This window comes from Bacillus sp. LQ01, assembly GCF_057624735.1.
On sequence record NZ_JBYEZL010000004.1, the window covers coordinates 174,316 to 189,279 of the forward strand.

The following is a 14,964-nucleotide window of genomic DNA, read 5'->3' on the forward strand; positions in this document are numbered from 1 at the left end:
TCTTTTTTGTACATATAGGTTGGTAATATGTGCAGTGCGTGATAAAGTAGGGATGATATAGAATGGATTATCCATAATCTACTAAAATAAATCTTTAATAGAGGAATTAAATTATTGGTGAGTAAGGGGAAAAAAGCAATTATGGATCAGGAAAAAAATAATGCGAATGGGAAAGTACGTCGGCCGATTGTATACATAAAAAGAACAATCATTCTCGTCTTACTATTATCACTTGTATATTTTATGTATACAAAAATTGTTGCGCATAATAAGAAAGAAGAAACTTTAAAAGCGGCAGCAGAAATGAAGAAACAAGAAGAGCTAAAAAAGAAAGAAGAAAAAAAGAAACAAGAAGTACAGAAGCAAAAACAAAAAGAGCAGGAAGAACAAGTGAAGCAAGCGCAAGCTGTGGAGAAGCTTCCCGAGGGACCACCTCAAGAAATTAATGAAAACGCTCAATTAGACCAGTATTTACAAAACGCAGGATTTAGCGGGACAGCTGTTATTGTAAAGAATGGAAAAGTTCTTTTGAATAAAGGGTACGGTATGGCAAATAAAGAACAGAAAGTACCGAATAATTCAGAGACGACTTTTTATATTGGTTCTATTTCAAAGGCATTTGTAGCAACTGCTATTATGCAGTTGAAAGATCAAAATAAATTACAAGTAGAAGATACTGTTGCAAAGTATATTCCAAATTTTCCTCAAGGTAATAGTATTCAGCTAAAACATCTATTAACACATACATCAGGGATTCCCGAATATGAGCAGGGAAAAGAAGATATTTCTCATGAAGAACTGATAAAGCGGATAGGAAATCAAAAGCGTATTGGTGGTCCAGGAGAGAAATGGAAGTATTCTGACTCGAACTACTCTATACTTGCATACATTGCCGAGAAGGTAAGTGGACAGTCGCTCGAAGAATATATTAAGCAACATATTTTTGCTATTGCGGGTATGAAACATTCTGGTTTTGGCACAGCGTTAGAACAAACAAGATTCCCATCAACGGGTTATAAAATAGTAAATAATAATATGACAACACCTAATATTCCGAGCATGTCACAACTATATGGTTGTGGTGATATATACACAAGTGCGCATGATTTATATTTATTTAACGAAGCACTATTCTCTGGTAAATTAATTTCAAAAGAGAGTTACGATCAAATGTTTACGGGTGGAAAAAAGGATTACGGGTTTGGATGGTACGTAGACCCAGGAAGCTATTCGAATCACGGTGTAATGCCAGGATGGAATTGCTTAAACGGATTTAGTAAAAATGGTAGTGTATATGTTGTTTTATTATCTAACATTCAAAATAACATTAAATCATTTGGTAAAGTGAATAACGATATTTATTCGATATTGCGGAATATTGAAGTGTAAGAAACTATCCTTTTGGATAGTTTTTTTTATGCCTTGAACCAAATATTTCTTTTAGAAAATGTATGTCTTACCTATCACAAAAATATCTATTTTGTATACATTAAGATGTATGGATGTGAAATTTTATAATCTAAAAATAATAGGAGGAGAAGTGTATGTGTCTGTTCAGAAAATATTGGAATAAATTATCGAGATTGTTTAATAGGCAATTAGATTATTTTTTAGATAATAAGTTATTACCTGCTGTGGAAAGACTTTTATTTTCACAAAACTTCGCGAGATTTATTCAAAGAAACTCTAAGCAAGCTACTGAAGAAGTTATTGAATCAAGTAGATTTCAATCTATTATTTGTAACATTTTAAAAGAATGTACTACATCACCTTTTAAAGAAATTGCAGAGCAGTATTTAGGTAAAAACGTAGAAATTACTGTGACAGTGGGACAGTTAACAGGCGTTATTGTAGCAGTTGGTGATGACTTCTTAACATTGCAAGAAGGAATAGGAACAGAAGTTTTATTACCATTTACAAGTATTATATCAATTAAAGAAGCGTAAGAAAGGAGCGTTATATATGTTATTTACTGATGAATTACGTAACCATGTTGGGGAACTAGTGCAAGTTGTGACAGCTGTAGAAATCATTGCAGGCGTTCTTTTATCTGTGACGGATGGGGCAGTAATTGTTCGTACTTCTCCTTCTTATGGACCACCAGAAGATGTAGTTGTGCGTATTCCTATTATTGCTTATGTTCGCTTGGAAGGGTAAGAGTGATACAAGTATGAGAGTGTCAGTTGTTATTCCAGTGCATAATGAAGCAAGTACTTTATCAAAAGTTTTAGTAGAAGTAAGAAAGCTCGAACCATATGAAATTATCATAGTAGATAATGGATCGACAGATGGTACGAAAGAAATAGCGCTACAGCATAATTGCCGTGTGATTTATTATAGATATTCCCTTGGTAATGATGTGGGACGGGCAATTGGTGCTAGAGAAGCAAAAGGTGAAATTGTTTTATTTTTAGATGGTGATATCGTCATGAAAAGTGAAGAATTATACAATTTTATTAAAGGAATACAGCAAGGACATGAGATTGTTTTAAATAATTTAACATGGTCCGTTTATTTGAAGATGAGACCGCATTATACGACGGTTGGAAAATATATGTTAAATCGTTATTTGAACAAGAAGGAGTTTGTTGTAGGATCTTTAATTGCAATACCACATTCGATAAGTCGTAAAGTGATTGAAAAACTGGGGTGGTGGAATTTAGCAGATCCAGCATTATTTCAAGCGATGGCGATGTCTAGAGGAGTAGATATTTCTGATATGGCTTCAGTTGATGTCATTTACACAAATAAAGTTCGTCCTGTCCATACGGGCACATCACCTGGCTCTCCTTATCCGAAAGCGACTAGTCGTATTATGGGTGATCATTTGCGTGCTTTACAATACGTAATCGAAACATACGGTAATCGCGGTGGTTTTTCAGAGGACAATAGAGATAGAGCGTTTGTAGGAAAGTATAAACCAGTTTTATTACAAAAGAAAAAAGCGAAATATAGTGCCATTATCCCGGTATCAGAAGAAAAAATAATTATAAGGTCTGTTATACAAGAAGTGAAAGAAGCAGGTGTAGATGAAATTATAGTTGTCGCAAATGGAGCAGATGTTGAGACTGTTAAACAGGCAAAGCTAGAGAATGTTATTGTAGTTGAATTTACGAAGACGCTTGGACATAATGTAGCACGAGCAATAGGGGCTATGCATGCTACGGCAGATATTTGTTTATTCGTTGATGGTGATTTTGTTATTCCAGCAAAAAAACTCACTCCATTTTTACATGCTGTTGAAGATGGAAATGACGTGGTGTTAAATGATTTACAATGCTTATTAGATATGTTTCATCCAGCAGATCCAATTAGTATGGGAAAATACTTTTTGAATTTGGTAGCGAAAAGACCAGATTTATGGAATAACTCACTAACTGCTGTACCACATGCCATGCATAAGAAGGTAATAGAGAAAATAGGATATGACTCCCTTATCATTCCGCCATTAGCACAAGTGAAAGCTATTTTAGAAGGATTCTCTATTACAACAGTAGAGTTAGTAGATGTTATAAAAACAAATCGAGTACGTCCAGAGCAACACGAATTTGTAAATGGGCGTATTTCAGCGTTTGATCGTATTTTCGGTGATCAACTTGAGGCGGTTACGTATTTATTACAACGTACGGACGAACGTGGTGGCTTTACTGATGGAGATAGAGATAGAGATATCATTCAACAATTGAGAAGGGAAGAAGAGAATACAAATGAATAGTAGTAAAGTAGCTATTATTGGGTTAGGGTATGTTGGCCTTCCTTTAGCGGTACATTTTGCAGAAAGAGGGCATACAGTACTTGGATTAGATAAAGATATTAGAAAAATAGACTCAATTATAAAAGGAGAAAGTTATATTCCAGATGTTTCTTCTAAAGAGTTACAAAGTTTATTGACGAAAAAAAAATTAACAGTAAACACACCGGATCAAGGCATTGCTGATTTTCAAAGTAGTGATTATGTTATTGTCACTGTCCCGACTCCAATTAATGAACAAAGAGAACCAGACTTAAGTGCCCTCATTTCAGCTTCGCATTATATACAACAAAACCTTCAAAAAGGACAAACCTTCATTTTTGAAAGCTCCACATATCCAGGCACACTTGAAGAAGTCATCATACCTATTATTTCTCAAAATAGTAACAAGGTAGGGGAAGATTTCTATATCGGATATTCCCCTGAGAGAATTGATCCAGCAAATAGTCAATATTCAGTTCAAGCTATTCCAAAAGTTATTAGTGGACAAACAGAAAAGTGTAGACAAAAGGTACAGGATTTATATAGTACCATTTTTGACGAAGTTGTACCTGTTAGCTCTCCGAAAGTAGCAGAGATGTGCAAGCTATTTGAAAATATTCAGCGCTTAGTTAACATTTCTTTAGTAAATGAACTAAACACACTATGTGAAAGTTTAGGCATTGATTTTTATGAGGCCATTGAAGCGGCATCTACAAAACCATTTGGGTTTACTCCATATTGGCCAGGGCCAGGGATAGGGGGACACTGTATTCCAGTAGACCCTTTATATTTTCAATGGAGAATAAAAAAGAATGGGGCAATTAGTCAATTAATTGAGGCAGCACATATAATTAATGAAGAAATGCCAGAGAAAATGGTCCGGAAAGTAAAAAGTGTGGTGCAATCACCTGCAACGGTGTTAATTGTAGGGATTGCGTATAAAAAAGATGTAAATGATTTGAGAGAATCACCAGCGTTACCGATTATTCAATTATTAAGAAATCAAGGATACGAGATAGAATATCATGATCCTTATATTTCTTTCGCGGAAATTGGAGATAAGGTGTATCAATCTGTTTCTTTAGATGAAGAAAAAGTTAAAAAAGCGGATTGTATTTTAATTTTAACGGATCATTCTAATATTGATTGGAAGCTTTTTAAAGGAATGGACCGAGTAATAGATACACGCGGGATTGTAAAGAAGGTGAGTAAATGAGTAAGAAATGTTTAATTACAGGTGGGGCCGGATTTATCGGGTCGCATTTAGCTGAAGAGTTGATGAGAAGAGGTTATGAGGTCACTGTTGTGGATAACTTTTATAAAGGTAAAAATAAGTACCATAAAGAGTTAATGAAAAAAATCCGTGTTATTCCAATAAGTGTTTTAGATAAAAATTCTATTTATGAATTAGTAGATCAGCATGATGTCGTGTTTCATTTAGCAGCAATTTTAGGTGTGAAAACAACAATGGAAAAAAGTATAGAGCTCATAGAAACGAATTTTGATGGGACGAGAAATATTTTACAAGCAGCGTTAAAAGGAAAGAAGAAAGTAGTTTTTGCTTCTACTTCAGAAGTATATGGTAAGGCCAAGCCGCCTTTCTCTGAAGAGGGAGATCGATTATACGGGGCAACTTCTAAAATTCGTTGGAGTTATGCAGTTTGTAAAACGTTGGAAGAGACATTATGTTTAGGATACGCATTAGAAGGTTTACCGGTAACGATTGTTCGATATTTTAATATTTATGGTCCAAGAGCGAAAGATGGTCCGTATGCAGGGGTAATCCCGCGATTTATTAGTGCGGCTTTGCAAGGAGAAGACATTCTCGTATATGGAGATGGAAAGCAGACACGTTGTTTTACGTATGTGAGTGATGCGGTAGAAGCAACAATTCGGGCAATGGATGAGAAGGTAAATGGTGAGATTATTAATATAGGTTCTGAGAATGAACAGAGTATAAAAGAAGTAGCAGAAGTAATTAAAAAATTAACGAATTCTTCTTCGAAGATTGTACAAGTGCCTTTTGAAGAAGTATATCCTCATGGTTTTGAAGAAATTCCAAATAGAAGACCAGATGTAACAAAATTAAAAAAGCTTGTTCAATTTCAGGCGAAAGTAACGTGGGAAAACGGATTGAAGGAAACAATTAAGTGGTTTCGTGAACAAAACAATGGCTAAGTCATTATCTGTTATTATTCCTGCATGTAATGAGGTCGATACGATTTCAGACGTTATTCAATCGGTAAGACCATTAAATCCAGTAGAAATTATTGTAGTAGCAAACGGTTGTAATGATGGAACAGAAGATGTTGCAGATCGTTTAGGGTGTAAAGTAATCAAACATACAGAGCTACTAGGGAACGATGTTGGACGTGCAGTCGGCGCAAAACATGCGATAGGTGATGTATTACTATTTATAGATGGTGATTTTGCTATTCAAACTTCAAAATTAAAATTATTCCTTAATCCGATTTTATACGATCAGGCAGATGTAGTTTTAAATAATTTGGATGCATTATTTTTAAAAAGGCAAAAACCTACTTCTATTACAGTATGGCGCCAAATATTAAATGCAATGTTAGAGCGTGAAGAATTAAAAATTAATTCTTTATTAGATGTACCTCATGCGCTGACGAAAGAAGTCGTTCAAAGCATCGGATATGAATGTTTTGTTAATCCTATTGTGGCTCATTTACGCCTACTTCAAAGTAAATGGAGAATTAGTCGTCATTGCGCCATTGACGTTATTACGCCAAATAAATTTCGTCCATTCCAGCATGCTGCATATGGAACAAATCTTTCCCAATCTGAAAAAAGAATGATAGGTGATCATATAGAAGCAGTAGCGGCACGGATATTAAGCAGTGATGAGCGCGGAGGATATTATGATGGAAATAGGAAAAGGGATAGTGTCTATCATACTTTAAGTTTTGAAGAGTTTTATCAAGGATGGGGCGTCACATCTAATTTGTATAAAGGAAAGCAACTATCTGTTGTTATTCCCGTACAAGATGAAGAGAAAACAATTGGAAACGTTATAGAAGAGCTTCGCAAAATTGAACCCTTCGAAATTATCGTTGTCGTAAATGGTTCGTCAGATAAAACGAAAAAAATTGCAAAAGACAAAGGGGCAACGACAATTGTATATAAAGAAGCACTCGGAAATGATGTAGGGCGCTCACTTGGAACTTATTTTGCCAAAGGAGAAATTGTGTTATTTATAGACGGCGATTTTATTATTCCAGCGAGTGAGCTATATCCTTTTGCAAAAGCTATAGCAGATGGAAAGGACGTCGCATTAAATGATTTAAATCACTATTTAGATTTAAGAGTACCACTTCATCTTGTAACTGCATTTAAGTATGCACTAAATTTAGCTTGTGATAGAAAGGATTTAGGGGTAGGCTCACTTATTGCGGTACCTAATGCATTTAGCCAAAAGTGTTTGAAAGCAATTGGGTATAAATCTTTATTGTCACCTTGTGTAGCACAAGTGAAGGCTCTTCTGTCTGGATTTGAAATTGCATGTGTATATCGTGTTGAGGTTGATAAGATGAACCGTATTCGTCCCAGTGAACATTTCGCAAAAATAGGTCACCCTCCTGCTGTACTTCGAATTATAGGTGATCATATAGAGGGACTAGAGCAAATAATTTCATTAACAGACAATCGTGGCGGATTCTATGATGGCAATAGAAAAAGAGATGTTTTATAGAAGTAACAAAAAAGTGTACAACATGTGTACACTTTTTTGTTCTGTTATAAAAACTATAACAGATTAGGAGATAAGAGTATTACAGCTCTACAATGGGTATTGTTCTTATATTACAAAATAGGACTCGTATATAAGGATACCAAAAAAATACAATTAAGGAAAGGGTTAATTTTAAAGACTTTTAAATGAAGTTAACACTGTATATATAGTAGTTTGCTCAATATTTCACAAACATGTCACAACTATTTCGTTCACTTTCGTAAAAAAGTAGTATTCTAAGTGTGTAAGCTGTTATATAAAAAATCTTAGTCCTGTACTAATCAAAAATGGAGGAGATTAGGATGACTCAAGTATTAGAAAATGTTAAAAACGCATGGGAAAACTTTAAAGGTGAAAAATGGAAAGCAGAGATTGATGTTCGCGATTTCATTTTAAATAATGTAAACGTTTTCGAAGGAGACGAATCTTTCTTAGCAGAAGCAACTGAAGCAACGAAACAACTTTGGGATCAAGTAATGGATTTAACAACGAAAGAACGTGAAAACGGTGGCGTTCTTGATATGGATACAAAAATTGTTTCTTCTATTACATCACATGCCCCTGGATACTTAAATAAAGATATTGAAAAAGTAGTCGGTTTCCAAACTGATAAACCATTTAAACGTTCTTTACAACCATATGGTGGTATTCGTATGGCAGAACAAGCTTGTGAATCTTATGGATACGAAATGGATAAAGAACTTAGTCGTATTTTTAGAGATTGGAGAAAAACTCATAACCAAGGTGTATTTGATGCATACACACCAGAAATGAGAAATGCACGTAAATCAGGTGTTATTACGGGTCTTCCAGATGCATACGGACGTGGACGTATTATCGGTGACTATCGCCGAGTAGCGTTATATGGTATTGATCATTTAATTGAAGCGAAAAAAGCTGATTTAAATTTAACTGGCGGTGTAATGAGCGAAGATACAATGCGTTTACGCGAAGAGTTATCTGAGCAAATGCGTGCACTTCAAGAGTTAAAAGAAATGGCCGCTTCTCATGGCTTCGATATTTCTAAGCCAGCAACAAACACGCAAGAAGCATTCCAATGGTTATACTTCGCATACCTTGCAGCGATTAAAGAGCAAAACGGGGCTGCAATGAGTCTTGGGCGTACTTCTACATTCTTAGATATTTACATTGAAAGAGATTTAGCAAATGGTACTTTAACAGAAGAAGAAGTACAAGAAATTGTAGATCACTTCATTATGAAATTACGTCTTGTGAAATTCGCAAGAACACCTGATTATAATGAATTATTCTCTGGTGACCCAACTTGGGTAACTGAATCTATCGGTGGTATGGCATTAGATGGTCGTCCATTAGTAACAAAGAACTCATTCCGTTTCTTGCATACATTAGATAATTTAGGACCAGCTCCAGAACCAAACTTAACTGTTCTTTGGTCTAAACAATTACCAGAGAACTTTAAAAACTACTGTGCGAAAATGTCTATTAAAACATCAGCAATTCAATATGAAAATGATGACATTATGCGCCCTGAATACGGCGATGATTACGGTATTGCATGTTGCGTATCTGCAATGAGAATCGGTAAACAAATGCAGTTCTTCGGAGCTCGTGCAAACTTAGCGAAAGCATTATTATATGCGATTAACGGTGGTAAAGATGAAAAATCTAAAGCACAAGTTGGTCCTGAGTACGCACCAATTACTTCTGAAGTATTAAATTATGAAGAAGTTATGCATAAGTTTGATATGACAATGGAATGGTTGGCGGGTCTATATTTAAACACATTAAATGTTATCCATTACATGCATGATAAATATAGCTATGAACGTATTGAAATGGCACTTCATGATACAAACGTTCTTCGTACAATGGCAACAGGTATTGCTGGTCTATCTGTAGTAGCAGATTCATTAAGTGCAATTAAATACGCAAAAGTAAAACCAATTCGTGATGAAAATGGTATTGCAGTTGACTTCGAGATTGAAGGAGATTTCCCTAAATACGGTAACAATGATGATCGTGTAGATGAGATTGCTGTAAATCTTGTAAAAACATTTATGAATAAACTTCGTAAACATAAAACATACAGAAATTCTGTTCATACAATGTCAATCTTAACAATCACATCTAACGTTGTATACGGTAAGAAAACTGGTAATACTCCAGATGGCCGCCGTACTGGAGAACCATTTGCACCAGGTGCGAACCCAATGCATGGACGTGATACAAAAGGTGCATTAGCTTCATTATTATCTGTGGCTAAATTACCATATGAAGATGCACAAGATGGTATTTCTAATACATTCTCTATTATTCCGAAAGCACTTGGTAAAGAAGATGATGTACAAGTACGTAACTTAGTATCAATGCTTGATGGCTATGCAGTAAAAGAAGGCCACCACTTAAATATTAACGTATTTAACCGTGAAACATTAATGGATGCAATGGAACATCCTGAGAAATATCCACAATTAACAATTCGCGTATCTGGTTACGCTGTAAACTTTATTAAATTAACTCGTGAACAACAAATTGATGTAATTAACCGTACAATGCATGAAAGCATGTAAATGAAAAAAGTGTCCCTTCGCTCTTAATATATAGCGAAGGGAGGCTGTTTCAATAAAGGAGGAAGTAACATGGTAAAAGGAAGAATACATTCTGTAGAGTCTTGTGGTACTGTTGATGGCCCAGGGATTCGTTATGTCATATTTACACAAGGGTGTTTATTACGTTGTCAATATTGTCATAATGCTGATACGTGGGAAATCGGTAAAGGTAAAGAAATAACAGTTGAAGAAGTGATGCAGGATGTGACATGTTACCTTCCATTTATTGAAGCTTCCGGAGGCGGTATAACAGTTAGCGGTGGAGAGCCATTATTACAGCTAGACTTTTTAATTGAGTTGTTTAAAAAGTGTAAAGAGGCTGGTATCCATACAACAATCGACTCTTCTGGTGGTTGTTATTCTGAGGAACCAGAATTCCAAAATAAGCTAGATATTTTAATGGATTATACAGATTTAGTTTTATTGGATCTGAAACATATCGATTCCAAAAAGCATCGTAAATTAACAGGGAAACCAAATGAACATATTTTACAATTTGCTCGTTATTTATCGGATAAGAATAAACCGATTTGGGTACGACACGTATTAGTTCCTGGTGTTACGGATAATGAAGAGGATCTACAAAAACTATCTAGCTTTATTCAAAGTCTGTCTAATGTTCAAAAAGTTGAAGTGTTACCATATCATAAGCTTGGTGTATATAAATGGGAGGCGCTTGGACACAAGTATCCACTCGCAAATGTAGAACCACCTACTGAGAAAAATGTAGAACATGCTAAATATATTTTACAAGCGGTCTAATCCAAATATTGGATTAGGCTTTTTGCTTTCTTTACAATAAAATCTAGAGTATATATTGATAAAAGAGTATACTGAAAATAGAATATCCATAATTTTGTACGGAATAAATGGAGAAATTTACATAATTGTAAAGGGAAATCAAAATAGTAAAAAGAATTAAGAAGTAAAAGAGTGAGTATCATGGAATAGAGAACATTTGTAAGTTATTGCGAAAGCTCTTATAGGAAAGTATAATGTAAAGATATGAGCACAGATAGGATTAAGGGGTCAATCTTATATGCTTTGCATATCCACGACAGGTACATAGCTGAAAGGGAATTATTAAAATCTGTTTATGTAATTTTTAAGGAAAATGTTTTTCCTATTGTCGTATATGCAATATGGAGAAACAAAAAGCTAGGAGTGGATTTGTTTGATAAAAAACCCCAAGGTTTTAATATTAACTGCACATTACGGTAATGGTCATGTGCAAGTAGCAAAAACATTAGAACAAACATTTCGCCAAAAAGGAATTGAAGATGTTATTGTATGCGACTTGTTTGGAGAATCACATCCATTTATAACTGACATTACAAAATATCTATATTTAAAAAGTTATACAATAGGAAAAGAATTATATCGTTTGTTTTATTACGGGGTAGAAAAAATTTATGATAAGAAAATAGCATCTTGGTATGCGAACTTTGGAAGGAAACGTTTGAAAACACTTTTACAGGTGGAGAAACCAGATATTGTAATTAATACATTTCCAATTATCGCTGTACCAGAATTAAAGAAACAAACAGGTATTTCAATTCCTGTCTATAACGTATTAACGGATTTTTGCGTGCACAAAATATGGATTCATCGAGAAGTAGATCGTTATTTTGTTGCAACGGATCATGTGAAAGAATTGATGGTTGATATCGGTGTACCTGCGGAACAAATTGTTGAAACAGGAATTCCAATTCGGAGTAGTTTTGAGTTAAAGGTAAATCCAGAAATCATATATAATAAATATCAGTTATGTAAGAATAAAAAGATTTTACTAATTGTAGCAGGTGCTCATGGGGTATTAGGAAATGTAAAAGAACTATGCCAATCATTTATGTCAATGCCTAATTTACAAGTAGTTGTCGTTTGTGGGAAAAATGAAGCTTTAAAACAGGATTTATTAAGTTTACAGAAGCAAAATTCCGATGCATTAAAAGTGTTTGGGTATGTTGAAAATATTGATGAATTATTCCGTATTACTTCTTGTATGATTACGAAGCCAGGCGGAATAACATTAAGTGAAGCAGCAGCGTTGCAAGTACCTGTCATTTTATATAAGCCTGTTCCAGGACAAGAAAATGAAAATGCGATGTACTTTGAAAGAAAGGGAGCAGCAGTTGTCATTCGCGATGATAGTGAGGTTTTTGCAAAAACAGAGGCATTATTACAAGATGATGTGAAGCTTCTTCAAATGAAAGAAGCAATGAAAAGCATCTATCTTCCAGAGCCAGCTGGCCATATTGTAGATGCAATTTTGGCGGAAAATCATGCAGAACCGCGTCATATACCTATTAAATCACCTGCTCTTGCACAATCTTTTACTTAATATGAAACCCTCTTTGTATATGTAAAGAGGGTTCTTTATTATTTTTAAAGAAAATTTAGTGAGTTATCCACAAAAGGATTGCGCTTTCATTAAACAGTAAAGTCGGAATATTAACAACTATATCCACATTGTCCACAATTTTTAGAAAAATATCCACAATTAAAACAGCTGATATATGCTTTAATATAGAAAAATATTAAATGTTTTTGAAAATTACTAACAATTTCATCGGTTTTGTGGATAAAGTTGTCCACAGCAAAAAAGTCCCTTATGTATAAGGGGCTTTTTTGCTTACTTCTATCAGTCGAGAAAATTATGTAATGAAAATGAATAATTAGGGGGGAAACTTCTAATTATTCATTTTCACTTTAAATGCTTTTCGAGCGATATCCTGCTGCACGATCTGCTTTTTGAAATTCGCGTTGATAGAGAACTTCTTGTGTACTAGATAATGTGTTTTTTGCTTTATCACGTTTCTTTTTATCCATTACAAATCACCTCGTGTCTTAAAGTTACTATTTATCGTTTCCAAAGACATGAGGGGATATACGCATATGGAAAATGTTAACGATTGATTATCATTTCAGAAAATTTAGATTACGCTTCTTTTAATTGATGAGCATCTTGGAAGGTTGTATCTCGCATTGTAGCAAGTGTGTATTGATCTTTTGGAATTTCATATAAGTTATACACTTCTTCGTTTGCGTTAATTTCATCATATACGGCTTTTCTTGTTTCGTTTGCTAGATTCACATATTGCAGTTTTTCTGCAGCTTTAATAGAACGAATATTTATTTTACGAATACGCATGAAAATTGTTTCAATATCTAATTCATAGAAAAGTTCACTAAAAAATGAATCTTTTGCCAATTTGTTATAGCCTTTTCCATGATATGGTTTGCCAAGCCATGTCCCGAGAAATCCAGCTTTTTCTTGCACATCAAATAAAGTAATTGTTCCGATAGGGTTACCCCATTCATCTAAAATTGTGCGTGAAATTAATTCACCACGCTCTTCAGCTTCAATCGTTTGTTTCGTTAAGAATAAATATTCTTCATAAGAATAAGCCTTTTGACGCACAAAAGGGAAGACAGCTGGATCCACCATTAACTCGTATAGAACGTGGCTGTCGTGTAAGTCGCGTTTTTTCAACATACTAACTCCTCCTCACACGAGGGTAGCATGACGAAAAAACACCCCACCCTCGAAATTTTTATATCAATCTTTAAAAAATTTCGGGGTGGGAATCGAACCCACTAGAACCAGTTTCTAACGCTGGTGGCGCACCATTTGCCTTCCCCATTCATCAATTTGAAAATGATAATCACGACACAAATTGATTATGGTTTCATTCAGTTTATAATCGTATAATACTTTATCTAGTCAAAAAAATAAACTAGTTTTTTTTATTTTTTTTGTAAATTATTTTCCCATCAATCATAGTTAGTACAGGCTTGGCTAAATAATGGAAAGGATGATGAGTCCATAGCACGAGATCGGCGTCTTTTCCAACCTCGATGCTTCCAATTCTATCCTCTAAACGCAAATTTCGTGCTGGGAATATGGTGATTCCTTCTAGTGCTGTTTTCTCGTCTAACCCTTCTCTTACTGCAACAGCAGCGCAAACATTTAAATATTGAATGGGTGTATAAGGATGATCTGTTGTGATAGAAACTTCCACACCATTTTTTGATAATATATGGTAAGTATCCCATGTTTTATTTTTTAGTTCGATTTTAGAACGGCGTGTCAGAGTGGGACCAACTGAAACCTTCAAATTGTGTTTTGAAAGTTCTTCAACAATAAAGTGTCCTTCTGTGCAATGTTCAATGCGTAAATCGAGATTGAATTCTGTTGCAAAGCGTAGAGCAGAACTAATATCATCTGCTCGGTGAGCGTGGATACGTACGGGTATTTCCCGACGTAATGCTTTTAAAATAGGAAGCATTCGAAAATCAGCTTCGTGCCCGTAGTGTTGTGCTTCATAGAATGATTCCCGAAGTAACCCCATAATCCCCATACGTGTAATGGATTCTTTTGTTCCATTACTATGGACTTTTTTAGGATTTTCTCCAAAGGCAATCTTTAAACCAGCAGGTTCTTGAATAATCATATGATCAATACAAGTTCCAGCTGTTTTTATTACACAAGTAGTACCCCCGATAATATTTTGACTGCCAGGCATAACGTGAACGGTTGTAATTCCGTTTTGTACAGCGTCTTGAAAGGCAATATCGAAAGGATGGATTCCATCTAAAGAACGAATATGTGGTGTTGAAACTTCAGATGTTTCATTGGCATCATTTCCAGCCCAACCAGTACCTTCATCATAGAGACCAAGGTGAGTATGGACATCAATAAAGCCAGGTAAGAGATGGAGTGCTCGTGCATCTATAACGGTCATATCTTGAGTAGGTGGAATAAAAGGTTTGACCTCGGTAATTCGCTCTCCTGTAACGAGTACATCTCCTTGAAACTTTTGAGATGTAATAGGGTATACAATGGCTTGTTTGAGCAATATTTTCATAGGTACCTCATTTCTGTT

The 14,964-nt window shown here is 34.9% G+C and carries 13 protein-coding genes and 1 pseudogene; 11 read left to right on the forward strand and 3 right to left on the reverse strand.

Going from position 1 to position 14,964, the window contains the following annotated elements; all coding sequences use genetic code 11:
• Positions 1–141 precede the first annotated feature (141 nt).
• The 11 genes and pseudogenes from AC22L0_RS24320 to AC22L0_RS24370 all read left to right on the forward strand — a co-directional run bounded on the left by AC22L0_RS24320 (position 142) and on the right by AC22L0_RS24370 (position 12,419).
• Positions 142–1,389 carry a serine hydrolase domain-containing protein gene (locus AC22L0_RS24320; protein ID WP_000371841.1) on the forward strand — a complete coding sequence of 416 codons (1,248 nt, stop codon included), beginning with the start codon at positions 142–144 and terminating at the stop codon, positions 1,387–1,389.
• A 155-nt stretch (positions 1,390–1,544) separates the two neighbouring features.
• Positions 1,545–1,946, forward strand: coding sequence for an LSm family protein (locus AC22L0_RS24325; RefSeq protein ID WP_000335548.1), 402 nt, complete (start codon positions 1,545–1,547; stop codon positions 1,944–1,946).
• Positions 1,947–1,962: 16 nt separating this feature from the next.
• A complete protein-coding gene (locus AC22L0_RS24330; RefSeq protein WP_000899469.1) occupies positions 1,963–2,157 on the forward strand; it encodes an LSm family protein in 195 nt (64 codons plus the stop codon).
• Positions 2,158–2,170: 13 nt separating this feature from the next.
• Positions 2,171–3,715, forward strand: a complete 1,545-nt coding sequence (locus AC22L0_RS24335) for a glycosyltransferase family 2 protein (RefSeq protein WP_487272460.1) — start codon at positions 2,171–2,173, stop codon at positions 3,713–3,715.
• On the forward strand, positions 3,708–4,949 hold the full coding sequence (locus AC22L0_RS24340; RefSeq protein WP_001088932.1) for a nucleotide sugar dehydrogenase: 1,242 nt from the start codon (positions 3,708–3,710) through the stop codon (positions 4,947–4,949). The genes AC22L0_RS24335 and AC22L0_RS24340 overlap by 8 nt, the downstream gene beginning before the upstream one ends.
• Positions 4,946–5,911, forward strand: a complete 966-nt coding sequence (locus tag AC22L0_RS24345) for a UDP-N-acetyl-alpha-D-glucosaminuronate decarboxylase (protein WP_000037023.1) — start codon at positions 4,946–4,948, stop codon at positions 5,909–5,911. The genes AC22L0_RS24340 and AC22L0_RS24345 overlap by 4 nt, the downstream gene beginning before the upstream one ends.
• The gene (locus AC22L0_RS24350) at positions 5,904–7,448 is read left to right on the forward strand and encodes a glycosyltransferase family 2 protein (protein ID WP_002100715.1); all 1,545 of its coding nucleotides are present in this window, start codon (positions 5,904–5,906) and stop codon (positions 7,446–7,448) included. The genes AC22L0_RS24345 and AC22L0_RS24350 overlap by 8 nt, the downstream gene beginning before the upstream one ends.
• Positions 7,417–7,637 (forward strand): annotated as a pseudogene (locus AC22L0_RS24355) (hypothetical protein). The gene AC22L0_RS24350 and the pseudogene AC22L0_RS24355 overlap by 32 nt, the downstream one beginning before the upstream one ends.
• A 152-nt stretch (positions 7,638–7,789) precedes the next feature.
• Entirely contained in the window at positions 7,790–10,039 is a 2,250-nt protein-coding gene (gene pflB / locus AC22L0_RS24360; protein WP_000195464.1) for a formate C-acetyltransferase, read from the forward strand.
• Between the two features lie 69 nt (positions 10,040–10,108).
• Complete coding sequence (gene pflA, locus AC22L0_RS24365) at positions 10,109–10,840, forward strand: pyruvate formate-lyase-activating protein (RefSeq protein ID WP_000238467.1); 732 nt, start codon at positions 10,109–10,111, stop codon at positions 10,838–10,840.
• Between the two features lie 412 nt (positions 10,841–11,252).
• The gene (locus tag AC22L0_RS24370; RefSeq protein ID WP_087966446.1) at positions 11,253–12,419 is read left to right on the forward strand and encodes a diglucosyl diacylglycerol synthase; all 1,167 of its coding nucleotides are present in this window, start codon (positions 11,253–11,255) and stop codon (positions 12,417–12,419) included.
• A gap of 368 nt (positions 12,420–12,787) precedes the next feature.
• On the opposite strand, the gene AC22L0_RS24375 is transcribed toward AC22L0_RS24370, so the two are convergent.
• The 3 genes from AC22L0_RS24375 to AC22L0_RS24385 form a co-directional block, all read right to left on the reverse strand.
• Positions 12,788–12,907 carry a YfhE family protein gene (locus AC22L0_RS24375; protein WP_000358482.1) on the reverse strand — a complete coding sequence of 40 codons (120 nt, stop codon included), beginning with the start codon at positions 12,905–12,907 and terminating at the stop codon, positions 12,788–12,790.
• Between the two features lie 109 nt (positions 12,908–13,016).
• Positions 13,017–13,574, reverse strand: coding sequence for a GNAT family N-acetyltransferase (locus AC22L0_RS24380; RefSeq protein WP_000914737.1), 558 nt, complete (start codon positions 13,572–13,574; stop codon positions 13,017–13,019).
• A 241-nt stretch (positions 13,575–13,815) separates the two neighbouring features.
• Positions 13,816–14,946: an amidohydrolase gene (locus AC22L0_RS24385; RefSeq protein WP_000698314.1), complete on the reverse strand. Its 1,131-nt coding sequence runs from the start codon at positions 14,944–14,946 to the stop codon at positions 13,816–13,818.
• Positions 14,947–14,964: the final 18 nt, after the last annotated feature.